A 21202-nucleotide genomic window follows, 5' to 3' on the forward strand; every position below is an offset into this window, starting at 1 on the left:
GCCACCCGACCGACCTTTCCCAACCCCTCAGGAGTACGACATGTGCGGAGCGAAGGCCGGCGGCCCCGACGCCTCGACGATCAAGCCCGGTGAGACCACGATCCAGGGCCAGGTGACCCGCGACGGCGAGCCGGTGACGGGCTACGTCCGTCTGCTGGACTCCACCGGTGAGTTCACGGCGGAGGTCCCCACCTCCGCGACGGGCCAGTTCCGGTTCTACGCGGCCGAGGGCACCTGGACGCTGCGGGCACTCGTCCCGGGCGCCAGCGCCGACCGCACGGTCGTCGCCCAGCAGGGCGGACTTGCGGAGGTCGCGATCGCCGTCTGACGGCGACCGAGCGGCGAGGGGCCGCACCCCACGGGTTGGACGCCCGGGGTGCGGCCCTTCGCCGTGCCCGGACCTACGCTGGAGGTATGTACGCGCGGCGGCGGCACCGCTACTTCGTGATGATGGGGATCTGCATCGCGCTGTTCGTCCTGGCCTGGGGTGTCGTCCGCCTCTGGTCGGTCCCCGCGGCCGTCGGCATGTGCCTGGTCGCCATGGTCATCCCTCCGCTCGCCGCGATCGTCGCCAACCGCCGCGGCCCCGACGACCGCTGGTGGGACGATCCCTCCGGCGACCCCCGCTCCGACGAGTGGTGGGACGAGCTGGACGGGAAGAAACGCCCGCACTCCCGGTAACGGAGCCCACCCCGTCGCGCCCGGGCCGCGCACCGTGAGCACAGCGCCAGGTGTGCGCCTCGGCCTCGGGGCGGTCGCGTACGAACGCCTCGCCGTCACGGGTGCCGGGAACCCGAGCCCCACGGCACCGCCCCTGGAGAGCGTGAGCATCTCGGCCTCAGCTGTCCTCGGGGCGCTCAAATGAACGCCCCGAGGACACTTCTCCGTCGTTCGCCCACGCTTCTCAGCAGGGTCAGTAGACGAGGGCCTGGGTGTCGTCGGCCAGCGCCTCCTGCACGAAGACCTGGGCGCCCGCGATCCGCACCCCCTCGATCACGTCCTGCTCGGTGAGGTCCCGTCGCGCCGCGCACTGGGTGCACAGGGTCACCCGGCCGCCGGCCAGGATCGAGTCCAGCAGGTCGGGCAGCGGCGCCGCGTGCGGCAGCTCGAACTCGGCCGCCCGGCCCGGCACCGCGAACCACGCGGACTCGCCGGTCAGCCACACGGAGACGTCGACGCCACTGGCCACGGCCACCGCCGCCACCGTGAACGCCTGCGAGCACCGCTCGGGGGCATCGGCCCCCGCCGTCACCTTGATCACGAGCTTCTTCGCCATGGCCGCATGGTACGGCCGCACCGCGGGCCCACCTCGCCCGGTGGGCCAGGGCATGGCCGCGTAAGCTGGGGGCCGGCCCTGTGCGTGCAGCGCACGCACCGCACTCCGCATCACCGAGGAGCACCCCGTGGAGATCTTCTTCGAAGCCCTGCTGGTTCTGGTCTGCGTCGGCGTCCTCGCCTTCGCGGGGCTGACCGTGAAGAAGCTGTACCAGGGCCAGCGCTGATCCCCCACGCCAGGAAGTTCTGCTCATGATCGAGATCCCGTCCGACCTCCACAAGGACCTCGTCCCGCTCGTCTTCCTGCTCGGTGACTGGGCGGGCGCGGGCGTGCACGACTTCCCCGGTGCCGAGAAGTGCAACTTCGGGCAGGAGGTCTCCTTCACCCACGACGGCCGGGACTTCCTGGAGTACCGGTCCCACACCTGGGTCCTGGACCAGGACGGCAACAAGGTCCGCCCCCTGGAGTCCGAGTACGGCTTCTGGCGCATCGACGCGAACCGCAAGGTCGAGGCCACGATGACCCGCGACGACGGCGTCATCGAGATCTGGTACGGCGAGCTGGCCGACCAGAAGCCGCAGATCGACCTGGTCACGGACGCGGTGGCCCGCACGGCCGCCTCCCGGCCCTACACCGGCGGCAAGCGCCTGTACGGGTACGTCAAGAGCGACCTGATGTGGGTCGGCGAGAAGCAGACCCCCGAGGTCGAGCTGCGCCCCTACATGTCGGCGCACCTGAAGAAGGTCGTCACCCCGGAGGACGTCGAGCGCTGGGCCAAGGCGCTGCCCGACGACATGCCGGACGACGGGATCGCTTTCTTCAAGTAGTCCTAGACTCTTGGGTGTGGTGAGCACCGACTGGAAGAGCGACCTCAGGCAGCGCGGCTACCGGCTGACCCCGCAGCGGCAGCTGGTGCTCGAAGCCGTCGACCATCTGGAACACGCGACCCCCGACGACATCCTCGGCGAAGTGAGGAAGACGGCGTCGGGGGTCAACATCTCCACCGTCTACCGCACGCTGGAGCTCCTGGAGGAGCTCGGGCTGGTGAGCCACGCCCATCTCGGGCACGGCGCGCCCACCTACCACCTCGCCGACCGGCACCACCACATCCACCTGGTCTGCCGGGACTGCACCCACGTGATCGAGGCCGACCTGTCGGTGGCCGCCGAGTTCACCGCCAAGCTGCGCGAGCAGTTCGGCTTCGACACCGACATGAAGCACTTCGCGATCTTCGGCCGGTGCCAGGACTGCTCCCGTAAGGGTTCAACTACCGAGTCGTAGGCTAGGCGTATGAAGAGTCCCCTGCTGTCCCTGCCCGGCGCCGTCCCCGCCGAGGGCGTGGACGAAGGCGTCGCCGCCCACTACGGCGACCTGTTCCGCGAGCAGCGTGCCCTCGCCGACGGCACCGGATTCGTCGACCTCTCGCACCGCGGTGTGGTCGCCGTCACCGGCGACGACCGGCTGAGCTGGCTGCACCTGCTGCTCACCCAGCACGTCAGCGACCTGCCGGCCCACCAGGCCGCCGAGGCGCTGATCCTCTCCGCCAACGGCCACATCGAGCACGCCCTGTACCTGGTCGACGACGGCACGACCGTCTGGGCCCACGTGGAGCCCGGCAGCCAGGAGGCGCTGATCGCCTACCTGGAGTCGATGAAGTTCTTCTACCGGGTCGAGGTCGCCGACCGCACCGCCGACACCGCGGTCGTCCACCTGCCGGCCGGTTCCATCGCGGCGGCCCCCGCGAGCGCCGTCGTCCGGGAGACGCCGTACGGCCGCGACCTCTTCCTGCCGCGCGCGGAGCTGGAGGCGTACGCCGCCGAGGCCGGACCGCCGGCCGGGATCCTCGCCCACGAGGCGCTCCGCGTCGAGCAGCACCGCCCCCGGGTCGGCTTCGAGACCGACCACCGCACCATCCCGCACGAGCTGGGCTGGATCGGCACCGCCGTGCACCTGCAGAAGGGCTGCTACCGGGGGCAGGAGACCGTCGCCCGGGTGCAGAACCTCGGCAAGCCGCCGCGCCGCCTGGTCTTCCTGCACCTGGACGGCAGCGAGGTCCACCTGCCGCCCGCCGGGGCCGAGGTGCGCCTCGCGCAGGACGGGCCGGACGGCCGCAAGATCGGCTTCGTCACCACGTCCGTACGCCACCACGAGCTGGGCCCGGTCGCCCTCGCCCTGGTGAAGCGGAACGTCCCGGTGGACGCCCGGCTGATGGCGGAGGACACGGCCGCCGCACAGGAGACGGTCGTCCAGCCGTAGGACGCAGTGCCCGGACGGCCCGGCGCGGCGCTAGACCTCCAGCAGCACCGTGAACGGGCCGTCGTTCGTCAGTGACACCCGCATGTGGGCGCCGAAGCGCCCCGTCGCCACGGTGGCGCCCAGCGCGCGCAGCCGCGCCACGACCTCGTCGACGAGCGGCTCGGCCACGTCACCGGGCGCGGCGGCGTTCCAGGTGGGGCGGCGGCCCTTGCGGGCGTCGCCGTAAAGGGTGAACTGGCTGATCACCAGCAGCGGGGCGTCCACGTCGCTGCACGACTTCTCGTCGTGCAGCACCCGCACCGACCACAGCTTGCGGGCCAGCCGCTCCGCCTCCTCCACGGTGTCCTCGTGCGTGACGCCGACCAGGACGCACAGGCCCTCGCCCTCGATCGCCCCCACCGTCTCGCCGTCCACGACGACGCTCGCGCCGTCCACCCTCTGTACCACTGCACGCATCCCGTCATGATGCCGTGCGCCCCCAGGGTGTGGGCACGCGGGCCCGTACGGGGTTTTTTTCGCTCCCTAACCCCCCATCTGGGGCCGATCGTGGGCACTCGGTCACATAGCGGCCACTTGGGGTGGCACGATGCTCCCAGACGCCGGTCGAGGGGACGGTTGAGGCGAATGAGCACACCGAGTACGGGGCAGCCGCTTGGGACTGTCGCGTTGACATATCCGGGGGGCCTGGAGGCGCCCCGGCCACCCGTGCAGCGCACGGACAGCCCGGAGCTGCCCGCGGCTCCTGCCGGGCAGGACCTGACCGCGCTGAGCCTGCCCGAACTGCGCACCCTGCGCCGGGACGCCCAGCGTGAGGAGGCCGATCTCAGCTATGTGCGCCGGCTGCTGCAAGGGCGGATCGACATCCTGCGCGCGGAGCTGGCCCGGCGCGGTCCCACATCCGTGGTGACCACGGCGGCGACGGGGTCCGTCGTCGAGCGGCTGTCGGAGATCCTGGCCGACGCCCCGGCCCGGCAACGGTCCTCCGCGCGCCACGTGACGCTGGGCACGCCCCGCAGCGAGGAGTGCCGTCGGCTGGCCGCGGAGATGCTCGGCGAGGTGGAGCTGTCCGACCTGACGGCCCGCACCGACGCCGAGCTGACCACCGGGACGGGCCGGCTCGTGCGCTACGAGCAGCAGGTGTCCCGGCGGCGGCAGCGGCTCCAGCGCACCGCGGACGAGTGCAGCGCGGAGATCGCACGCCGGTACCGTGAGGGGGAAGCACAAGTCGACGACCTGCTGGTGTGACACGAGGGGCGGCCGGAACGCCGCCCCTCGCAGGCCCGGTGACCCCGGGCCGTCGCCGCGGCGGGTCACCCGTCCGGAAGGCCACCGCCGATGCCCGCCCCCCACTCGCCCCAGCCGACCGACCCGTCCTCGCTCCCGGTGGAGTCCGAGCGGGGGGACGTCCGTCGGCCCGGGCCCCCGTCCGTCGTACCGCCCGTCGTACCGCCCGTCCTCGCCGAGGTCGTCCGGTCCGGCTTCATCGAGGGGCGGCACCGGGGCGCGCTGGTCGTGCTGGGCGCCGACGGGGCGGTGGAGCTGGCGCTGGGGGACGTGACGGCGCCGGTCTTCCCGCGCTCCACCAGCAAGCCGATGCAGGCGGCGGGGGTGCTGCGGGCCGGGCTCGACCTCTCGGGGGAGCGGCTGGCGCTGGCTGCCGCCAGCCACTCCGGAGAATCGTTTCACCGGGATCTGGTCCGCAAGATGCTGGACGAGTACGGCCTGGACCCGGCCCTGCTCCAGTGCCCGGCCGACCTCCCCCTGGACCCCGAGGAACGGGACACCTACCTGGCGTCGGGCGCGTCGCCCGACCGGATCACCATGAACTGCTCCGGCAAGCACACCGCGATGCTGGCGGTCTGCGTCCAGCGGGGCTGGCCGGTGGAGTCGTACCTCGACCCGGAGCACCCGTTGCAGCGGATCATCCACGGCGTCGTGGAGGACGCGGCGGGCGAGCCGGTCGCCGCCGTCGGCACGGACGGGTGCGGCGCGCCGCTGATGGCGATCAGCCTGGTCGGGCTGGCCCGCGCCTTCCGCTCCTTCGTCGGCGCCGAGCCCGGCACGGCGGAGCGCCGGGTCGCCGACGCGATGCGCGCCCACCCCGAGTACGTGGCCGGCACCCGGCGCCCCGACACCTGGCTGATGCGCGAGGTGCCCGGCACCCTGTCCAAGATGGGCGCGGAGGCCGTCCAGGCGGTGGCCCTGCCGGACGGCCGCGCGCTCGCCTTCAAGGTGGAGGACGGCGCGACCCGGGCCCTGGGACCGGTCCTGGGCCGCGCGCTGACGCTGATGGGCGTGGACGGCCCCGTGGTCGACCGCATCGGCCGTGCGCCCCTGCTCGGCGGCGGGCGCGAGGTGGGGGAGATCCGGGCGGCGTTCTGAGAGAACCGGGGCGGGCCGAAATGCCCGCGACGCGGGCGGGGTGGCCGACCTACCGTGAGGGCATGACCAGCCGCATCGACATCGACGTACGCCCCATCACCGAGGCCGAGTTCGCCGACTGGCAGCGGGCCCTGAACACCGGGTTCCTGATGCCGCCCGCCGTCGCGCCGGAGCAGTTGGAGGCCCGCCGTCACCTGTTCGTGCCCGGCCGTTCGCTCGGCGCCTTCGACGGGGAGCGCTGTGTGGCGACCTTCCGGTCCTTCGACCAGGAGGTCACCGCCGTCGGAGGCGCCCGCGTTCCCGCCGACGCGATCTCCAACGTCACCGTCTCCCCGACCCACCGCCGCCGTGGCCTGCTCACCCGCATGATGGCCCAGGACCTGGCGGCGGCGAAGGAGCGCGGGGACGTCCTCGCGACCCTGATCGCGGCCGAGTACCCGATCTACGGCCGGTACGGCTTCGGCCCCGCCACCACCATGACCGAGTGGACGGTCGACGTGCCCCGCGCCGGACTCGACGCCCGCTGGTCGGCCCCCGAGGACGGCGGCCGGATCGACCTCGTCGAGGGCGAGGACGTCCGCAAGCTCGGTCCCGAGCTGCACGAGCGGCTGCGCCGGGCCCAGCCGGGCGCGGTCAGCCGGGCGGAGCTGTGGTGGCAGATCCAGACCGGCGTGCTGAACACCTACGGCTCCCCGTGGACCGAGCCCTTTTTCGCCGTGTACCGCTCGGCGGACGGCGAGGTCGAGGGCATGGTCGCCTACAAGGCCGACGACCACTGGGGCGACGCCAAGCAGCCGCTGAACACGGCGACCGTGCTGTGGCTGCTGGCCGTGACACCGGCCGCCGAGCGCGCCCTGTGGGGCTACCTGTGCTCGATCGACTGGGTCACCACGGTGAAGAGCGGCTGGCGGTCCCCCGACGACCTGCTCCCGCACCTCCTGCCGGACCCGCGCGCGGCCAGGATCACCACGCAGGCCGACTGGCTGTGGGTGCGGATCCTGGACGTCGTCCGGGCGCTGGAGGCGCGCACGTACGAGGGGTCGGGTTCGCTGGTGCTGGAGATCGAGGACCGGGCGGGACTGACCGGCGGGCGGTGGCGGCTGGAGGCGGGAGAGGACGGGGCGTCCTGCACGCCGACCACCGAGAGCGCCCACCTCGGGCTCGACGTGGCCGAGCTGGCGGCGCTGTGGCTGGGCGACGAGTCGGCCGTCCGGCTGGCCGCGCTGGGCCGGGTCCGGGAGATACGAGCGGGCGCCGCCCGTGTGGCCGACGCCCTGCTGCGTACGTCCAGGCGGCCTTGGTGCCCGGACATGTTCTGAGCTGCTCCCTTCTGCCGGTGACGGGTGGGTGCGCGCATCCGTAGCGCGTGCTCTTCAGTTGTGGTTGTTGTGCGGTTGTGCGGTGGTACCGGTTGTGCGGTGGTACCGGTCGTGCGGTGGTGCCGACTGACTGTCCGGGCTCCCGGCTCCCCTCCGGAAGGGGGCCCGGACAGCAGTACGCCGGTTCAGCCGGACTGTGCGAGCAGCATCACGAGGATCACCGCGCCCACACCGCCGATCATGGTGTTCTTCGCCTTGATGCCGATGGACAGCGCGACGAACGCGATGATTCCCATCGGCCCGTACTTCCACTGCACGAGCTGCTCGAACCCGATGGCCAGAGCGGCGACGACGAGGGCGATGAGCGGCATGGTGGACCCCCTGTTCACCGTGGTGGCCAACCCTTGGGAGGTTCGACCACGTTGCTCAAGTTGGCTGCCAACTTCACTGTACTTATCTCCGCTTGGAAGCGACTCATAACCACCTTCGCTTGAACTGCCCAAAGATGGCGGGAAGTTGTAGTGTTTGGTCGTGGAGCCGGAACATGCCCCCGTCAACGGACGGAAGAGACCGCAGCGGCCACAGGTGACGCCGCGCGAGGTGGCCGACGAGCTGCGCGCCCGGATCAGGTCCGGGGAGCTGCGGCCGGGCCGGCGCATGCCCACCCAGGCCCAGCTGGCCGACGAGTTCGGCGTGGAGCGCGGCACCGTCCGCCAGGCCCTGCGCGTGCTCCAGTCGGAACGTCTGCTCACCAATGTGTCCAAGGGGAGCCCCGCGACCGTCGCGCCCGACCCGCGCGGCGCCCTGACCGGGTCCGAGGCGCCGCCGATGCCCACCACGGCCGCCCTCGCGCCCCGGATCGCCGAGGCCTTCGCCGCCCCCCACGTCGAGATCGACGCCCTGTGCCTGACCTCGGTCTCCCTCACCCTCGCCCTCGGCGAGGCCATGCGCGAGGTCCACGCGGGGCGACGGAAACCGGCCAAGATCGACGTGCGCGTGCTGCTGCCGGGCCGGGACATCGAGCTGGCGTTCCCGGTGGCGGTGAGCGGCCGCGGGGACGGGGACCCGGTGCACGAGCGGTGGCTGGCGATGCGCAACGCCCAGGGGCAGGTGCTCCGGCACAACCTGCTGAGCCTGCGGGCCACGCACGGCATCGACGTGCGCGTGACCTTCCGGGCGCTGCCCTTCACGCCGCCCGTGAAGCTGTACGTGCTCAACCGCACGGAAGCCCTCCTCGCGTACTACACCGTCGGCCGGCGCGAGCAGGAGATCGATCACGAGCCGATGGAGACGTACGACGCGGAGGGCATCCGTTCGACGCTGTTCGCCTTCGAGCGGACCGGTGGTCTGCGCGACGGGGCGTTCGTGCGGCAGTCGCGGGAGTGGTTCGACGCGCTGTGGGAGACGATCAGTTCGGAGCTGCTGCTCACGGCGTGATCACCTCCCGGTCACAGCGCGGGGCCCGCGACCAGGAGGGCCAGCACCACCGCTCCGGCGGAGCTGACGGAGGGGCTCTTCGCCTTGATGCCCACGGTGAGCAGGAGCAGGCCGATGAGTCCGGTGGCGCCGTACTTCCACTGGACGACCTGCTCGAAGGTGACGACGAGGAGCGTGGAGAGGAGAGCGAGGACGGGCATGGTCTTTCCCCCTTCGGAAGTTCGGGACGGGAAAACTTCCGCCAACTAGACCAAGTTGGCAACCAACTCTGATTAGGTTGTCCCCACTTGGCGGGGAGTTGTAAACGAGTTTCAAACAACTCCCTCTAGGTAGGTCGGAGTTGTAGCGTTTGGTCGTGACTCAGGAGAACGTCTCGGTGAACGGCAGCAGAAGGCTCTCGTCCCAGGAGATCGCCGACGTCCTGCGGGAACGTATCCGCGGGGGGGATCTCAAGGCGGGCGACCGCCTGCCCACCCAGGCCGAGCTGGCCGACGAGTTCGGCGTGGAGCGCGGCACCGTCCGCCAGGCCCTGCGGGCGCTCCAGGAGGACGGCCTGCTCACCAACGTCAGCAAGGGCAGCCCGCCCCGCATCGCCGAGCCCGCCACCCCCCGGGGCGAACCGCAGCCCACCATGGTGTCCCTCGGGCCCCGGCTCTCGGAGGCGTTCTCCGTACCGCGCGTCCGGGTCGACGTCGTGTGCCACACCTCGGAGACCCTGATGCTGGCCCTGAGCGAGCCGCTCCGCCTGATCCACGAGGGCCGCATCCGTCCGGAGGCCATCGACTTCCGCGTCCTGATGCCGTCGCGGGACATCGCGCTGGCCTTCCCCGTCCTGGTCGAGGACGAGCCGGACGACCCGGTCCACCAGCGCTGGCTCCAGATGCGCAACGCCCAGGCCCGGGTGCTCCAGCACAACCTGCACGCCGTACGGTCCACCCACCGCGTCGACGTGCACATCGCCTTCCGCGCGCTGCCGTTCACCCCGCCGATGAAGCTCTACCTGCTCAACGGCGAGGAGGCGCTGTTCGGCTACTACATGCTCACCCGGCGCGAGGAGGAGTACGAGAGCCGGACGCTGGAGATGTACGACGCCCTGGGCTCCCAGTCGCTGCTGTTCTCCTTCCTGAAGCGGGCGGGGCACCGGGACGCGGTGTTCGTGGAGGAATCGCAGAAGTGGTTCGACGCCCTCTGGGAAACCATCACCTCGGACATGACACTCTCCTAGTGACTTCTGATGCGACGCGGACCGGGCCGGCGGCGGACACGGGGAACCTCGAGCGACTGGTGAGCGGTGCCCGCTTCGTGCTCTGGGACTTCGACGGGCCGATCTGCCGCCTGTTCGCCGGGCACCGGGCGGAGCTGGTGGCGGGCGACCTCGTCGACTGGCTCGAACGGCGCGGCCTGCGCGGGCTGCTGACCGAGGACGAACGGGAGTCCCCCGACCCGCACGCGGTGCTGCGCGCCGTCGACCGCCGGCACCCGCGCAGCGACCTGGTCGAGGAGCTGGAGGAACGCCTCACCCACGAGGAGCTGCGGGCCACCGCCTCCGCGATGCCGACCGCGTACGCCGATCCGCTGATCCGGACCTGGACGGCGGTGGGCGTGCGGCTGGCCGTCGCCACCAACAACTCCCCGCGGGTCGTGCGCACCTACCTCGCCGGCCGCGGCCTGCTGCCCTGCTTCACCCCGCACATCTACGGGCGCACGCGGGAACTCGGCCTGCTCAAGCCCGACCCGCACACACTCGTCCGCGCCCTCAGCGCGCTGGGCGCCGCCCCGTCCGGGTCGCTGTTCATCGGCGACACCCCCTCCGACTGCGAGGCCGCGCGGCGGGCCGGCGTCCCCTTCCTCGGCTACGCCCGCGACGAACGCAAGGCGAAGCTCCTCAGGGACGCCGGAGCCGAGACCCTCGTCGACTCCTTCGAGCCACTGCTGCGGCTGCTGCGGAGCCCCAGGAGGCCCTGAAGTCCCGCCCGGCGGAACCGTTCGGGCGTGCGCCCGTTCCCCCGGGGGCGGGGAGGGAGGTGTCCGAGGGCCGGGTTCTCCACGCGCGCTCCAGGACCGTGCAGTAACGTGCCGTCCGTCTTACCCCACTGGCACCACCGGGACGGGCAGAACGCACAGGATGACACCCCGACTGGCCTCGCCCGTCAGGCAGCGAGCCGAAGCGATGAGTGGTGGCGCGTCCCTGGTCAGGGGCCCGCTCACGGGCTACCACCACGAGACGTACGTGCTCTCGCCGCCGGGTGGGGCGGGACCCGTGAAGCTGCGGGAGCCGCGCTCCACGAGCCTCTGGTTCGACCGCAGGTGCTTCCGGTCGGAGGAGGAGCTGCTCCGGGGCCTGAAGGGCCGGATCGACCGGGTGCCCGACATCGTCGACGTCGAGGGCATGGGACTCCAGACGTTCATCGAGGGCCGGACCCTCGGCGCGCACCGCCGGTGGGGCCGGCGGGTGCCCGACCCGGTGTTCGAGCAGATCGTCGGCCTGTTCCGGCAGATGGTCCCCATCACGGCCCGGACGCTGCGCGTGGAGCGGCGCTGCTCACCGCGGGACGCCCCGGAGGACGGAGACACCGAAGGCTTCCTGCAACGCCTGGTCGCCTTCGTCGAGGAGCAGGTCTACGAGGCCAACCGGCCGGAGTTCGGTGCGCTCTTCGCGGACCTCGGCGTACGGGACGCGTCCCTGGTCCGGCTCGCGGAGAACGCGACCGGACTGACCGAGCGGCCCTTCTGCCTGCTCCACGCGGACCTGCACCGGGAGAACTTCGTCATCGACCCGCGGGGCGGCCTCTGGACGATCGACTGGGAGCTGGCCATGGTCGGTGACCCGCTCTACGACCTGGCCACCCATCTCTACCTGATGGGATACCCGGCCGATCAGGAGGAGCGCCTGATCCGGGAATGGTGCGGGGCGGTGGAAGGAGTCCGCCCCGGCAGTTCCCGCGGGTGGCAGCGCGACCTGCGGGTGATCACGGACTTCAAGCGGGCGCAGTCCGTCTGCACGGACATCGTGCGCGCCGCGATGTCCCTGCGCGACGAGACCGGCCTGCGCTGGTCCGCCCTTCCGCGGGTGGCCGGGAACTTGCAGGACGTCCTGACCGCCGCGGCCGGGCCGCTCGCCCTGGAGGACGTGCCGAACCGGCGGCAGATCATGGCGGCACTGGTCCGCCGGCACCGCGGGTCCGCCGGGGCACCGGCCGGGGAGCCGGGGCCCGCGGGGCGCTAGCGGCCCCGGGACGGCAGCGCCCCGGGGCCGGTCCTCTCCCCTCCGGCGCCCGCCCGTCAGCGCCCCGTGAGCACCTCGGCGACGCGGGAGTAACCGTCGGTGCCGTGCCCGCAGGCGATGACCCGGCGGGCCTGGCCCTCGATCACCCGCATCAGGCTCGCGTCGATGCCGTGCGCCTCGGAGGCGTGGACGACGTGCGCCATGGTCGAGGCGGCCGAGGTGATCGGGTTCAGCTCGCCCGAGTACGTGCCGGCGTCGGTGTCGGCGGCGAACTCGGTGAACAGCTCCGGCAGGATCGCGGCGATGCCCTGGGCGAAGGGCGCGAACTCGGCGCCGGTGATGCCCTCCGCCCGGGCCATGGCGAGGGCGTGCGTGAAGCCGGCCGTCGCCGTCCAGAAGACGTCGAGCAGCGCGACGTCGTAGGCGGCGGCCCGGCCGGCGTCCTCGCCGAGGTGGGTGTGGCTGCCGCCGAGCGCCGCCAGCACGGCGCGGTGCTCCCCGTACAGCTCCTCGGGGCCGCTGTACAGGAACACCCCGGCGTCCGTGCCGATGGTGGTGGTGGGCGTCATGATCGCGCCGTCCAGGTAGCGGACGCCGTGCCGGTCGGCCCACTCGGCCGTGTCCCGGGCACGGTCGGGGATGTCGGCGCTCAGGTTCGCGACCGTACGGCCCTTGAGGGCGGCGGTGACGGCGTCCTGCCGCAGGACGGCGTCCGAGGCGTCGTAGTTCACCACGCAGACGACGGTCAGCGGGGATGCCGCGACGGCCTCCGCGGCCGAGGGCGCCGACACCGCGCCCCGGGCGACCAGGTCGGTGTCCCGGCCGGGCGTGCGGTTCCAGACGGTGGTGCGCAGCCCGGCGTCCAGGAACGCGGCGGCCAGCGCCCGGCCCATCGGGCCGAGCCCGAGGACGGTGACGGCGGCGGGCTGGTCGGTCTGTGCGGTCATGCTGCAACTCCCGTAACGTAGTGAACAATTGCTGAGGAATGGGGGCGTGAGATGGCACACCGGCGGCACGATCCGGACGTCTGCGGAGTGACCGCCGCGATCGCCGTGATCGAGGGCAAGTGGAAGACCACGCTGCTGTGGCTGCTGGAGTCCGGCCCGCACCGGCCGGCCGAACTGCGCCGGAAGGCACCCGGTCTCACCGAGAAGGTGCTGACCCAGGCACTGCGGGAGATGGAGGCGGACGGTCTGGTGGACCGCCGGGTGTACGACGTGCTGCCGCTGAAGACCGAGTACTCGCTGACCGCGTTCGGCCGCGATCTCGCCGAGGCCCTCTCCCCCCTCTCCGACTGGGGCCACCGCCGCCTGGACCGGCTGGCCGGCCCGGAGGCCGCCGTACGCCCGGCCTCCTGATCCCTGCCCGCCCCCTCAGCTTCCGACGGCGGCCCCGCCCTGCCAAGTACCCACAAAAAAGTGGGTAGGGGGACACGCGGCGGCGCCTAGCGCACTATTGCAAGCACCTGCTTGCAATAGTTAGCGACGTGTTGCATGGTGGAGGCATGGCATCGCTCAACGTCGGCAATCTCGGTGAGTACCTGCGCGAGCAGCGGCGCAGCGCGCAGCTGTCGCTGCGCCAGCTCGCCGAGGCCGCCGGCGTGTCCAATCCGTACCTGAGCCAGATCGAGCGCGGCCTGCGCAAGCCGAGCGCGGAGGTGCTCCAGCAGGTCGCCAAGGCGCTGCGGATCTCCGCCGAGACGCTGTACGTGCGCGCCGGGATCCTTGACGCGGAGCGGGACCGGGACGACGTGGAGACGCGTGCGGTCCTCCTCGCCGACCCCTCGCTCAACGAGCGGCAGAAGCAGGTGCTGCTCCAGATCTACGAGTCGTTCCGCAAGGAGAACGGCTTCGGGCCCGACGCCGAAGACGCTGACGACACGGACGGCGAGGCGCGGTACGACGAGGACGCGACGGCGGGCGGCACCGCCGGGGTGGCGGCCTCCATACCCGGCCTCGACCCCCGCACGACCGGCGGCAGCGACGCCGGCCCGCCGCGGACGGCCGGATGAGCGGGAGCCGGCAGCCGACCGGGCGCGGGACCACCACACAACCCTCAGTCGAACGTATTTTCCGGAGGACCATCACCATGGCCATCACCGACGACCTGCGCAAGACCCTCAGCGACCCCACCCCGCTCTACTTCGCCGCGGGCACCGCCGACCTGGCCTTCCAGCAGGCCAAGAAGGTGCCGGTGCTGGTCGAGCAGCTGCGCGCCGAGGCGCCGGCGCGGATCGAGGCCGTGCGCAACACCGACCCGAAGGCCGTCCAGGAGAAGGCGACGGCCCGCGTCAAGGAGACGCAGGGCAGCCTCCAGGCCAAGGCCAACGAGCTGTTCGGCTCCCTCGACACCGACTTCAAGAAACTCGGCGAGACCGCCCAGGACCTCGCGCTGCGCTCGGTCGGCGTCGCCGCCGAGTACGCCGTCAAGGCCCGGGAGGCCTACGAGAAGGTCGCCGAGCGCGGTGAGCACGCGGTGCGCACCTGGCGCGGCCAGGCCGCCGACGGCATCGAGGACGTCGCCGCGGAGGTGGAGGAGCTCGCCATCGCGGTCGAGCCCGCCAAGCCCGAGCCGGTCCAGGTCACCGACGACAAGTCCGCCGCGGCGAAGAAGACGCCCGCCCCGCGCAAGGCTCCGGCCAAGAAGAGCACCACCGGCAAGAAGACGGTGCCGCCCGCCCAGTAGGGACGCGGGGCGCGACGAGTCCGGAGCGGGCCGGGCACCCTTGGGGTGTCCGGCCCGTTCTCCGGGTACGGTGACCGCGTAAGGACGACCCGAGTCTGGTGGTGGACGTTGTGCTGATGCAGGGGTTCGCAGGCTTCATGTGGCTGCTGAGCATGGCCCTGATCGTTTTCAGCGGCTTCGCTTTGATCGACGCCGCCACGCGCCGTGAGGACGCCTACCGCGCGGCCGACAAGAAGACCAAGCCGTTCTGGCTGATCATCCTCGGGCTCGCCTTCGTGGTGAACCTGATCTTCAACGTCCTGTCGTTCCTGCCGATCATCGGCCTCATCGCGACGATCGTGTACATGGTCGACGTACGGCCCGCGCTGCGCGGCCTGCCGGGTGGCGGACGCAGCAGCCGCCGCGGCTCCAGCAGCGACGGCCCTTACGGTCCGTACAACGGCGGGCGCTGAGGTCCCGCCGGCCTGGGGCCGCGTGCCGCGGGGCGCGTGCCACGGGGCGCTGGGGGCGCGCGGTTGCCGCCGCGGCGGGACCGGGCGGCCTGAGGCCGACCCGTCCGGCGGCACCGCTCAGGCCGACCCGCCCAGCGAGCCCGCTCAGGCCGACCCGCCCAGCGAGCCGCTCAGGCCGACCGGTCCAGCAGGACCACGGCCACGTCGTCCGCCAGTTCGCCGCCGTTGAGCCGGCGGACCTCGTTGACGGTCGCCCGCAGCAACTGCTCGCCCTGAAGACCCTCGGCGAGCTGGCGGCGGACCATCTCCACCATGCCGTCCTGGCCGAGCCGCTCCCGGCCCTGTCCGACGTGGCCCTCGATGAGGCCGTCGGTGTAGAGCATCAGGCTCCACTCGGCGCCCAGCTCCACCTGCATCCGCGGCCAGCGGGCGCCGGGCAGCAGCCCCAGCGCCGGGCCGTTGTTGTCGTAGGGCAGGAGCCGTGCGGGCGTTCCCGGGCCGGCGATCAGCGGTGCCGGGTGGCCGGCCAGGCACAGGCCGGCGCGGCGGCCGTCCGGGGTGATGTCCACGGTGCACACGGTCGCGAAGATCTCGTCGTGTGCGCGCTCGTGCTCCAGCACCTGCTGGAGGGTGCCCAGCAGCTGGTCGCCGCAGAGCCCCGCGAGGGTCAGCGCCCGCCAGGCGATCCGCAGCTCCACGCCGAGGGCCGCCTCGTCCGGGCCGTGCCCGCAGACGTCGCCGATCATGGCGTGCACGGTGCCGTCCGGGGTGCGGACGACGTCGTAGAAGTCACCGCCGAGCAGCGCGCGGGAGCGGCCCGGGCGGTAGCGGGCGGCGAAGCGCAGCGGGGAGCCGGCCAGCAGCGGCGTGGGCAGCAGGCCGCGCTCCAGCCGGCGGTTCTCCTGGGCGCGCAGGCGGCCCTCGGCCAGGCGCCGCTCCGCCGAGTCGGACCGCTTGCGCTCGACGGCGTAGCGGATCGCCCGGCTCAGCAGGCGGCCGTCCAGCTCGTCGCGGAACAGGTAGTCCTGGGCGCCGACCGCCACGGCCTCCGCGCCGCGCTCGGCGTCGCTGGAGGAGGTGAGGGCGAGCACGGCGTGCCGGGGCGCCAGCTCCAGCACGTGCCGGAGCACCGCCAGCTCGTCCGCCCCGTCACCGGCGCCGTCGCCGCCCTCGGCGCCCGTGCGGGCCGGGGCGGGCGACAGCGCGAGGTCCAGCAGGATGCAGTGGACGTCGTCGGTCAGCAGCCGCCCGGCCTCGGTGAGGTTGCGGGCCGTGCGGACGCGGATCGGCCGGCCCGCCGGGTCGAGCAGGTCGGGCACGATCGGGGAGCCGCCCGGATCGTCCTCGATCAGCAGCACCGTCAGGTTGGTGGGGACCGCGCTCTCGCGCTCGTCCCTGGTCCGTTCCGTCGTCTTCTCGCGCTTCTCCGTCGGGTTCTCTCGCTGACTGGTGGGGCTTTCGGCCGGGGGCGTCCCGGGCGGGGCCAGTTCCGTGGAAGGGCCGCTGTCCGGGGACGCGGCGGGCGCCTGACCACACTCCACGGCCGGGATCGCCCTCTGCCGCGGTACGGGTACGGGCATCGTCTTGGTTTCCTTCCCTCCCCCCGAGGGCATGGCGGGGCGAAGGACCTCGACCCACCGACGGGGACCATAGCGGGTGACGGCGCCGCTGCGGAATGGTCCAGGACACGCCGGACCGCCATCGGCCACTGTCATATGCCGCGTTAAGTACCGCAGTTGGACACGTCGCCCGGGGGCCGGGGATGACGAACGTCACGCGGGGGGTGCGTCAGCGCGTGGAGTGGGTCACGTGGCCCGCTTCACGCCCGTGGCGCGGGGCGTGTGGTCCGGGTCACCGCGAGGGGATCGTGCCCGTGTCCGGGCGCACCACTCCGAGGATGGGCATCGAGCCGGCGCCCGCGATCGTGATCGAACGCCCCGGGCGAGGGGCGTGCACGACGGAGCCGTCGCCGACGTACATGCCGACATGGCTGGCGTCGTCGAAGTAGATGATCAGGTCGCCGGGCCGCATGTCCTCGACGTCGACGCGCGTCAGCTGCTTCCACTGCTCCTGCGAGGTGCGCGGGATGGGCTTCCCGGCCGACACCCAGGCCTGGGAGGTCAGGCCGGAGCAGTCGTAGGCCTTCGGGCCCTCGGCGCCCCACTGGTACGGCTTGCCGACCTGGGCGGTGGCGTACTCGACGGCCTTCCTGCCGCGCTCGGTCGCCTCGGCGTCGAGGTCCTTCAGGATGCCGGAGTCGAGCCAGGCGGTCTGGGCCCTGGCCTGGGCCTCCCGCTCCAGTCTGGCGAGGCGCTCCTTCTCCTCCTGCGCCAGGTCGGCCTCCAGCTCCTCGGCCGCCGCGATCTGCTTCTCGATTTTCTTCTGGGCGGTGGCCTTGGCCTTGCGGTTCGCCTCCAGCTTCTGGAACTGGGCGGAGGCGTCCGCGGCGTAGGCCTCCAGGTCCTGCTGGGTGCGCGTCATCTCGCCGAGCAGGCCCTTGGTGGCGCGCTGTCCCTGTCTCACCCGGCCGGTGCCGTCGAGGAAGTCCGCGGGGTCCTCGCTCAGCAGCAGCTTGGCCTCGTCGGGCAGGCCGCCGGTGCGGTACTGGGAGCGGGCCGCCGCACCGGCGCGGTCCTTCAGGCCGTCCAGCTTCTCCTGGCCCTTGACGATCTTCTTGGCCAGTTCGACGATCTCGGCGGACTGCCGGTCCGCCTTCTCCTCGGCGGCGTTGTACTCGTCGGTGGCCGAGGCCGCCGCGCGGTAGAGCTTGTCGAGCTTCTTGCGTACGGCTTCCAGGTCCTTGCCCGGCGTGGCCGCCGGGGCGGGGGAGGCGCTGGGGGTGCCGGGCGACGGGGTGGGTCCGGGATCGGCGAACGCCGTGCCCGGTGCCGCGAGCACGGTGACCGCGCACACCACGGTCACGGCAGCGGTCATCAAGCCATGCTTCCCCGTACGCATACCTCGCCCCCAAAACTGGTTAACCGTCAGTAACTTAGGTCGCCTGGGGGATCGTGCCACGTCGGCGGGGAAAGCGACAGAGGTCGTGCTTTCCTTCTCCTTCCCCCCTTCTGTCTGGCCGTACGACGATTCCCCCGCTGTGTGACGAACGCTGCGGGGAGATCGTTCCCGGCCGAGGGGGGCGCGTGTGCCGCCGGCGTTTCACGCGCGCGGCGCCAACGCCTCCCACCGCACCGTCACTTCGCCCTGGCGCCACCGCGCAGGCCCGTCCGCCACCGGCCAGTCGGCCCGCAGGTCCCGCACGGCCCGCATCCAGCGCTGGCGGGCGCCGTAGGAGGCGTAGGGCGCGGCGGCGGCCCAGGCGCGGTCGAAGTCGCGCAGGAAGGCGTGCACGGGCTCCCCGGGGACGTTGCGGTGGATGAGCGCCTTCGGCAGCCGTTCCGCCAGGTCGGAGGGGCGGTCGAGGGAGCCCAGCCGGGTCGCGAAGGTGACCGTGCGCGGCCCCTCGGGCCCCAGCGCCACCCACACGTGCCGGCGCCCGATCTCGTCGCAGGTCCCCTCGACCAGGAGCCCGCCGCGGGAGTGCTCCGACGCCGGCGCGAGGCGCGCGCACAGCCGCTGCCAGACGGCGGCGACCTCGGCCTCGTCGTACTGGCGCAGCACGTTCGCCGCGCGGATCAGGAGGGGCCGGCGGGAGAGGGGGACCTCGAAGCCGCCGTGCCGGAAGACGAGCCCCTCGCGCGCGTACGGCTCGGCCGCCGCCACCCGTGCCGGGTCGATCTCCACGCCCACCACGCGCACGCGCGGCGCGACCGTGCGCAGGCGGTGCAGCAGTTCGACGGCGGTCCAGGGGGCGGCGCCGTAGCCGAGGTCGACGGCGACGGGGTCGACGGCGCGGCGCAGTTCCGCGCCGTGCGCGGCGGCGATCCAGCGGTCCATGCGACGCAGCCGGTTCGGGTTGGTCGTCCCGCGGGTCACCGTGCCGACGACCTGGGGTCCCCTGCCCGACGGGCCGGGCCGGGAGCGGGGGTGGTCGGTGGGGCGGACAGGCATGCGTACGAGGGTATGCGGCGGGAATCCCGGGGGGCGTACGGGCAGGGCGCGGCCCGGAAGGGGGCGGCCCGGAAGGGGGCTTCCGCCCCTGGGCGCACCTGTCCCTCCCGACGCTTCTGACGCAACGCCTGCTCGAACGGTTGAGCGAGCAGCGGTAATGATTCGGCAAAGGTCGGAAAACCGGAAATGGAGCACCGTGATCCGGTGTTCCCACCTCTTGGAGGGCGGCGCGTGTCCTCCGACCGGCATGCCCGCAGCGAGGAGGATCGGCTCGTGAGCCAGTACGTCAGCAGGCTCGGGCGTCGCTCACCGGCGGCTTCCCCGCGGCTCCGGCTGCTGCGCAGGCCCCGCCGCGTCGCCATGCTCTCCGTGCACACCTCGCCGCTCCACCAGCCCGGCACCGGAGACGCCGGCGGCATGAACGTCTACATCGTCGAACTCGCGCAGCGCCTCGCCGCGATCAACGTCGAGGTCGAGATCTTCACGCGCGCGACGACCGCCGCCCTGCCCCCCACCGTCGAGCTGGCGCCCGGCGTCCTGGTGCGGCACGTCGACGCGGGCCCCTACGAGGGCCTGGCCAAGGAGGAGCTGCCCGCCCAGCTGTGCGCCTTCACGCACGGGGTGATGCAGGCCTGGGCCGGTCACCGCCCCGGCTACTACGACCTGGTCCACTCCCACTACTGGCTCTCCGGCCACGTGGGCTGGCTCGCCGCCCAGCGCTGGGGCACCCCCCTGGTGCACGCCATGCACACCATGGCCAAGGTCAAGAACGCCAGCCTGGCCGCGGGCGACACCCCCGAACCGGCCGCGCGGGTCATCGGCGAGACGCAGATCGTCGCCGCCTCCGACCGGCTGATCGCCAACACGGCCGAGGAGGCCGACGAACTCGTCCGCCACTACGCCGCCGACCCGGCGAAGGTCGCCGTCGTCCACCCCGGCGTGAACCTGGACCGGTTCCGCCCCTTCCCCCGGGGCGCCGACCCCGGCACCGGGGACATCGCCGCCGCCCGGGCCGCCGCCCGCGCCCGCCTCGGACTGCCCCAGGACGCGCTCATCCCGCTCTTCGCCGGCCGCATACAGCCGCTGAAGGCGCCGGACGTGCTGCTGCGCGCCGTGGCCGTCCTCCTCGGCGAACGCCCCGAGCTGCGCTCCCGCATCCTCGTCCCCGTCGTCGGCGGCCCCAGCGGCAGCGGCCTCGCGAAGCCGGAGGGGCTTCAGAAGCTCGCCGCGCGCCTCGGCATCGCCGACGTCGTACGGTTCCGCCCGCCGGTCGACCAGGAGCAGCTCGCCGACTGGTTCCGGGCCGCCTCCGTGCTGGTGATGCCGTCCTACAGCGAGTCCTTCGGACTGGTCGCCATAGAGGCCCAGGCCGCCGGTACGCCGGTGCTGGCCGCCGCGGTCGGCGGTCTGCCGGTGGCCGTGCGGGACGGGCACACCGGCCGGCTCGTCGAGGGGCACGACCCCGCCGCGTACGCGCGCGTACTGCGCGACTTCGCCGACCACCCGGAGCTGACGTCCCGGATGGGCGAGGCCGCCGCCCGGCACGCCCGGTCCTTCGGCTGGGACGCCTCCGCCGCCGCCACGGCCGACGCCTACACGGCCGCGATCCAGTCGCACCGCCGTCGCGTACGCTCCCACCATGGCTGACGTACCGAAGACGGCTGACGCACCGAAGGCGGCACAGGTCCTGGAAGGCGCCCTCAAGGACGCCGAGCTGGAATGGGAGAGCCCAGAGCCCGGGACCTACGTCGCCAAGCTCCCCGGCACCCGCAAACTCTCGACGACGGTCTCCCTCATCGTGGGCCGCCACTCGCTCTCCCTGAACGCGTTCGTCATCCGCCACCCCGACGAGAACGAACCGGCCGTCCACCGCTGGCTGCTGGAGCGCAACCTCAAGCTGTACGGCGTGAGTTACGCGGTCGACCGCCTCGGCGACATCTACGTCACCGCGAAGCTCCCCCTGGCCGCCGTCACCGCCGACGAGATCGACCGCCTCCTCGGCCAGGTCCTGGAGGCCGCCGACGGCTCCTTCAACACCCTGCTGGAGCTGGGCTTCGCGTCCGCCATCCGCAAGGAGCACGCGTGGCGCACCTCGCGCGGCGAGTCGACCCGCAACCTGGAGGCGTTCCAGCACCTCATCGAGCGCCCCGCCGACTGA

The 21202-nt window shown here is 72.7% G+C and carries 26 protein-coding genes; 18 read left to right on the forward strand and 8 right to left on the reverse strand.

Translation table 11 applies throughout. The features are described from left to right. Window positions 1-40: 40 nt before the first annotated feature. Both AC07FV_RS26505 and AC07FV_RS26510 read left to right on the forward strand, forming a co-directional pair. The gene (locus tag AC07FV_RS26505) at window positions 41-328 is read left to right on the forward strand and encodes a DUF1416 domain-containing protein (RefSeq protein WP_053133316.1); all 288 of its coding nucleotides are present in this window, start codon (window positions 41-43) and stop codon (window positions 326-328) included. Window positions 329-414: 86 nt separating this feature from the next. Next, the gene (locus AC07FV_RS26510) at window positions 415-681 is read left to right on the forward strand and encodes a DUF3099 domain-containing protein (protein ID WP_384695845.1); all 267 of its coding nucleotides are present in this window, start codon (window positions 415-417) and stop codon (window positions 679-681) included. A gap of 232 nt (window positions 682-913) precedes the next feature. On the opposite strand, the gene AC07FV_RS26515 is transcribed toward AC07FV_RS26510, so the two are convergent. Then, a complete protein-coding gene (locus AC07FV_RS26515; RefSeq protein ID WP_356608612.1) occupies window positions 914-1276 on the reverse strand; it encodes a DsrE family protein in 363 nt (120 codons plus the stop codon). 251 nt (window positions 1277-1527) lie between these two features. On the opposite strand from AC07FV_RS26515, the gene AC07FV_RS26520 reads away from it, so the two are divergent. Genes AC07FV_RS26520 through ygfZ form a run of 3 tightly spaced genes read left to right on the forward strand, consistent with a single transcriptional unit; the run spans window position 1528 to window position 3532 of the window. Beyond that, window positions 1528-2103 carry a heme-binding beta-barrel domain-containing protein gene (locus AC07FV_RS26520; RefSeq protein WP_356608610.1) on the forward strand — a complete coding sequence of 192 codons (576 nt, stop codon included), beginning with the start codon at window positions 1528-1530 and terminating at the stop codon, window positions 2101-2103. A gap of 16 nt (window positions 2104-2119) precedes the next feature. Beyond that, window positions 2120-2557, forward strand: a complete 438-nt coding sequence (locus AC07FV_RS26525) for a Fur family transcriptional regulator (protein ID WP_356608608.1) — start codon at window positions 2120-2122, stop codon at window positions 2555-2557. A 9-nt stretch (window positions 2558-2566) separates the two neighbouring features. Further along, on the forward strand, window positions 2567-3532 hold the full coding sequence (gene ygfZ / locus AC07FV_RS26530) for a CAF17-like 4Fe-4S cluster assembly/insertion protein YgfZ (RefSeq protein ID WP_479089759.1): 966 nt from the start codon (window positions 2567-2569) through the stop codon (window positions 3530-3532). Window positions 3533-3562: 30 nt separating this feature from the next. Here ygfZ and dtd read toward each other — a convergent pair whose 3' ends face one another. Then, window positions 3563-3988 carry a D-aminoacyl-tRNA deacylase gene (dtd, locus tag AC07FV_RS26535; protein WP_391971338.1) on the reverse strand — a complete coding sequence of 142 codons (426 nt, stop codon included), beginning with the start codon at window positions 3986-3988 and terminating at the stop codon, window positions 3563-3565. 168 nt (window positions 3989-4156) lie between these two features. Here dtd and AC07FV_RS26540 point away from each other — a divergent pair, with 168 nt between their 5' ends. The 3 genes from AC07FV_RS26540 (at window position 4157) to AC07FV_RS26550 (ending at window position 7233) form a co-directional block, all read left to right on the forward strand. Further along, window positions 4157-4777, forward strand: coding sequence for an RsiG family protein (locus tag AC07FV_RS26540; protein ID WP_479089761.1), 621 nt, complete (start codon window positions 4157-4159; stop codon window positions 4775-4777). Window positions 4778-4867: 90 nt separating this feature from the next. Continuing rightward, window positions 4868-5914, forward strand: a complete 1047-nt coding sequence (locus AC07FV_RS26545; RefSeq protein ID WP_479089763.1) for an asparaginase — start codon at window positions 4868-4870, stop codon at window positions 5912-5914. Between the two features lie 62 nt (window positions 5915-5976). Next, window positions 5977-7233 carry a GNAT family N-acetyltransferase gene (locus tag AC07FV_RS26550; protein ID WP_479089765.1) on the forward strand — a complete coding sequence of 419 codons (1257 nt, stop codon included), beginning with the start codon at window positions 5977-5979 and terminating at the stop codon, window positions 7231-7233. A 185-nt stretch (window positions 7234-7418) separates the two neighbouring features. Here AC07FV_RS26550 and AC07FV_RS26555 read toward each other — a convergent pair whose 3' ends face one another. Further along, window positions 7419-7604 (reverse strand): hypothetical protein, encoded by a 186-nt coding sequence (locus AC07FV_RS26555; RefSeq protein ID WP_053133286.1) that lies wholly within the window; start codon window positions 7602-7604, stop codon window positions 7419-7421. 154 nt (window positions 7605-7758) lie between these two features. Here AC07FV_RS26555 and AC07FV_RS26560 point away from each other — a divergent pair, with 154 nt between their 5' ends. Next, window positions 7759-8670: a winged helix-turn-helix domain-containing protein gene (locus tag AC07FV_RS26560; RefSeq protein WP_479089766.1), complete on the forward strand. Its 912-nt coding sequence runs from the start codon at window positions 7759-7761 to the stop codon at window positions 8668-8670. 11 nt (window positions 8671-8681) lie between these two features. Here AC07FV_RS26560 and AC07FV_RS26565 read toward each other — a convergent pair whose 3' ends face one another. After that, complete coding sequence (locus AC07FV_RS26565) at window positions 8682-8870, reverse strand: hypothetical protein (RefSeq protein WP_432881522.1); 189 nt, start codon at window positions 8868-8870, stop codon at window positions 8682-8684. A gap of 149 nt (window positions 8871-9019) precedes the next feature. On the opposite strand from AC07FV_RS26565, the gene AC07FV_RS26570 reads away from it, so the two are divergent. From AC07FV_RS26570 to AC07FV_RS26580, 3 genes are all read left to right on the forward strand, one after another. Beyond that, window positions 9020-9895, forward strand: coding sequence for a winged helix-turn-helix domain-containing protein (locus tag AC07FV_RS26570; protein ID WP_383650444.1), 876 nt, complete (start codon window positions 9020-9022; stop codon window positions 9893-9895). After that, window positions 9895-10635, forward strand: a complete 741-nt coding sequence (locus AC07FV_RS26575; RefSeq protein ID WP_479089769.1) for an HAD family hydrolase — start codon at window positions 9895-9897, stop codon at window positions 10633-10635. The genes AC07FV_RS26570 and AC07FV_RS26575 overlap by 1 nt, the downstream gene beginning before the upstream one ends. A gap of 205 nt (window positions 10636-10840) precedes the next feature. Continuing rightward, window positions 10841-11896: a phosphotransferase gene (locus AC07FV_RS26580; protein ID WP_479089770.1), complete on the forward strand. Its 1056-nt coding sequence runs from the start codon at window positions 10841-10843 to the stop codon at window positions 11894-11896. A 56-nt stretch (window positions 11897-11952) separates the two neighbouring features. Here the strand turns inward: AC07FV_RS26580 and AC07FV_RS26585 are convergent, their stop codons facing one another. Further along, window positions 11953-12843 carry an NAD(P)-dependent oxidoreductase gene (locus AC07FV_RS26585; protein WP_479089772.1) on the reverse strand — a complete coding sequence of 297 codons (891 nt, stop codon included), beginning with the start codon at window positions 12841-12843 and terminating at the stop codon, window positions 11953-11955. A gap of 51 nt (window positions 12844-12894) precedes the next feature. Between AC07FV_RS26585 and AC07FV_RS26590 the strand changes: the two genes are divergently transcribed. From AC07FV_RS26590 to AC07FV_RS26605, 4 genes are all read left to right on the forward strand, one after another. After that, on the forward strand, window positions 12895-13254 hold the full coding sequence (locus tag AC07FV_RS26590; RefSeq protein WP_479089774.1) for a winged helix-turn-helix transcriptional regulator: 360 nt from the start codon (window positions 12895-12897) through the stop codon (window positions 13252-13254). Between the two features lie 146 nt (window positions 13255-13400). Next, window positions 13401-13907 carry a helix-turn-helix domain-containing protein gene (locus AC07FV_RS26595; protein ID WP_383650382.1) on the forward strand — a complete coding sequence of 169 codons (507 nt, stop codon included), beginning with the start codon at window positions 13401-13403 and terminating at the stop codon, window positions 13905-13907. 77 nt (window positions 13908-13984) lie between these two features. Then, window positions 13985-14581, forward strand: coding sequence for a hypothetical protein (locus tag AC07FV_RS26600; protein ID WP_479089776.1), 597 nt, complete (start codon window positions 13985-13987; stop codon window positions 14579-14581). Window positions 14582-14697: 116 nt separating this feature from the next. Then, complete coding sequence (locus AC07FV_RS26605) at window positions 14698-15033, forward strand: DUF2516 family protein (RefSeq protein ID WP_391971326.1); 336 nt, start codon at window positions 14698-14700, stop codon at window positions 15031-15033. A gap of 170 nt (window positions 15034-15203) precedes the next feature. Here AC07FV_RS26605 and AC07FV_RS26610 read toward each other — a convergent pair whose 3' ends face one another. The 3 genes from AC07FV_RS26610 to AC07FV_RS26620 all read right to left on the reverse strand — a co-directional run bounded on the left by AC07FV_RS26610 (window position 15204) and on the right by AC07FV_RS26620 (window position 18930). After that, window positions 15204-16613: a PP2C family protein-serine/threonine phosphatase gene (locus AC07FV_RS26610; RefSeq protein ID WP_479089778.1), complete on the reverse strand. Its 1410-nt coding sequence runs from the start codon at window positions 16611-16613 to the stop codon at window positions 15204-15206. A gap of 271 nt (window positions 16614-16884) precedes the next feature. After that, window positions 16885-17991, reverse strand: coding sequence for a C40 family peptidase (locus AC07FV_RS26615; RefSeq protein WP_479089780.1), 1107 nt, complete (start codon window positions 17989-17991; stop codon window positions 16885-16887). Between the two features lie 201 nt (window positions 17992-18192). Beyond that, window positions 18193-18930 carry a class I SAM-dependent methyltransferase gene (locus tag AC07FV_RS26620; RefSeq protein ID WP_479090055.1) on the reverse strand — a complete coding sequence of 246 codons (738 nt, stop codon included), beginning with the start codon at window positions 18928-18930 and terminating at the stop codon, window positions 18193-18195. 387 nt (window positions 18931-19317) lie between these two features. Between AC07FV_RS26620 and mshA the strand changes: the two genes are divergently transcribed. Then, the gene (gene mshA, locus AC07FV_RS26625) at window positions 19318-20691 is read left to right on the forward strand and encodes a D-inositol-3-phosphate glycosyltransferase (RefSeq protein ID WP_479089781.1); all 1374 of its coding nucleotides are present in this window, start codon (window positions 19318-19320) and stop codon (window positions 20689-20691) included. Further along, window positions 20684-21202, forward strand: coding sequence for a type III secretion system chaperone family protein (locus AC07FV_RS26630; protein ID WP_479089783.1), 519 nt, complete (start codon window positions 20684-20686; stop codon window positions 21200-21202). The genes mshA and AC07FV_RS26630 overlap by 8 nt, the downstream gene beginning before the upstream one ends.

The sequence above is a fragment of the Streptomyces sp. NPDC045956 genome (assembly GCF_056430705.1).

Excerpts from the sequence above, each read along its gene's own strand:
- AC07FV_RS26505 (WP_053133316.1), top strand. The coding sequence starts at position 41 with ATGTGCGGAGCGAAGGCCGGCGGCCCCGACGCCTCGACGATCAAGCCC.
- AC07FV_RS26510 (WP_384695845.1), top strand. The coding sequence starts at position 415 with ATGTACGCGCGGCGGCGGCACCGCTACTTCGTGATGATGGGGATCTGC.
- AC07FV_RS26515 (WP_356608612.1), bottom strand. The coding sequence starts at position 1,276 with ATGGCGAAGAAGCTCGTGATCAAGGTGACGGCGGGGGCCGATGCCCCC.
- AC07FV_RS26520 (WP_356608610.1), top strand. The coding sequence starts at position 1,528 with ATGATCGAGATCCCGTCCGACCTCCACAAGGACCTCGTCCCGCTCGTC.
- ygfZ (WP_479089759.1), top strand. The coding sequence starts at position 2,567 with ATGAAGAGTCCCCTGCTGTCCCTGCCCGGCGCCGTCCCCGCCGAGGGC.
- dtd (WP_391971338.1), bottom strand. The coding sequence starts at position 3,988 with ATGCGTGCAGTGGTACAGAGGGTGGACGGCGCGAGCGTCGTCGTGGAC.
- AC07FV_RS26540 (WP_479089761.1), top strand. The coding sequence starts at position 4,157 with ATGAGCACACCGAGTACGGGGCAGCCGCTTGGGACTGTCGCGTTGACA.
- AC07FV_RS26545 (WP_479089763.1), top strand. The coding sequence starts at position 4,868 with ATGCCCGCCCCCCACTCGCCCCAGCCGACCGACCCGTCCTCGCTCCCG.
- AC07FV_RS26550 (WP_479089765.1), top strand. The coding sequence starts at position 5,977 with ATGACCAGCCGCATCGACATCGACGTACGCCCCATCACCGAGGCCGAG.
- AC07FV_RS26555 (WP_053133286.1), bottom strand. The coding sequence starts at position 7,604 with ATGCCGCTCATCGCCCTCGTCGTCGCCGCTCTGGCCATCGGGTTCGAG.
- AC07FV_RS26565 (WP_432881522.1), bottom strand. The coding sequence starts at position 8,870 with ATGCCCGTCCTCGCTCTCCTCTCCACGCTCCTCGTCGTCACCTTCGAG.
- AC07FV_RS26580 (WP_479089770.1), top strand. The coding sequence starts at position 10,841 with ATGAGTGGTGGCGCGTCCCTGGTCAGGGGCCCGCTCACGGGCTACCAC.
- AC07FV_RS26585 (WP_479089772.1), bottom strand. The coding sequence starts at position 12,843 with ATGACCGCACAGACCGACCAGCCCGCCGCCGTCACCGTCCTCGGGCTC.
- AC07FV_RS26590 (WP_479089774.1), top strand. The coding sequence starts at position 12,895 with ATGGCACACCGGCGGCACGATCCGGACGTCTGCGGAGTGACCGCCGCG.
- AC07FV_RS26595 (WP_383650382.1), top strand. The coding sequence starts at position 13,401 with ATGGCATCGCTCAACGTCGGCAATCTCGGTGAGTACCTGCGCGAGCAG.
- AC07FV_RS26600 (WP_479089776.1), top strand. The coding sequence starts at position 13,985 with ATGGCCATCACCGACGACCTGCGCAAGACCCTCAGCGACCCCACCCCG.
- AC07FV_RS26605 (WP_391971326.1), top strand. The coding sequence starts at position 14,698 with ATGCAGGGGTTCGCAGGCTTCATGTGGCTGCTGAGCATGGCCCTGATC.
- AC07FV_RS26610 (WP_479089778.1), bottom strand. The coding sequence starts at position 16,613 with ATGCCCGTACCCGTACCGCGGCAGAGGGCGATCCCGGCCGTGGAGTGT.
- AC07FV_RS26615 (WP_479089780.1), bottom strand. The coding sequence starts at position 17,991 with ATGCGTACGGGGAAGCATGGCTTGATGACCGCTGCCGTGACCGTGGTG.
- AC07FV_RS26620 (WP_479090055.1), bottom strand. The coding sequence starts at position 18,930 with ATGGACCGCTGGATCGCCGCCGCGCACGGCGCGGAACTGCGCCGCGCC.
- AC07FV_RS26630 (WP_479089783.1), top strand. The coding sequence starts at position 20,684 with ATGGCTGACGTACCGAAGACGGCTGACGCACCGAAGGCGGCACAGGTC.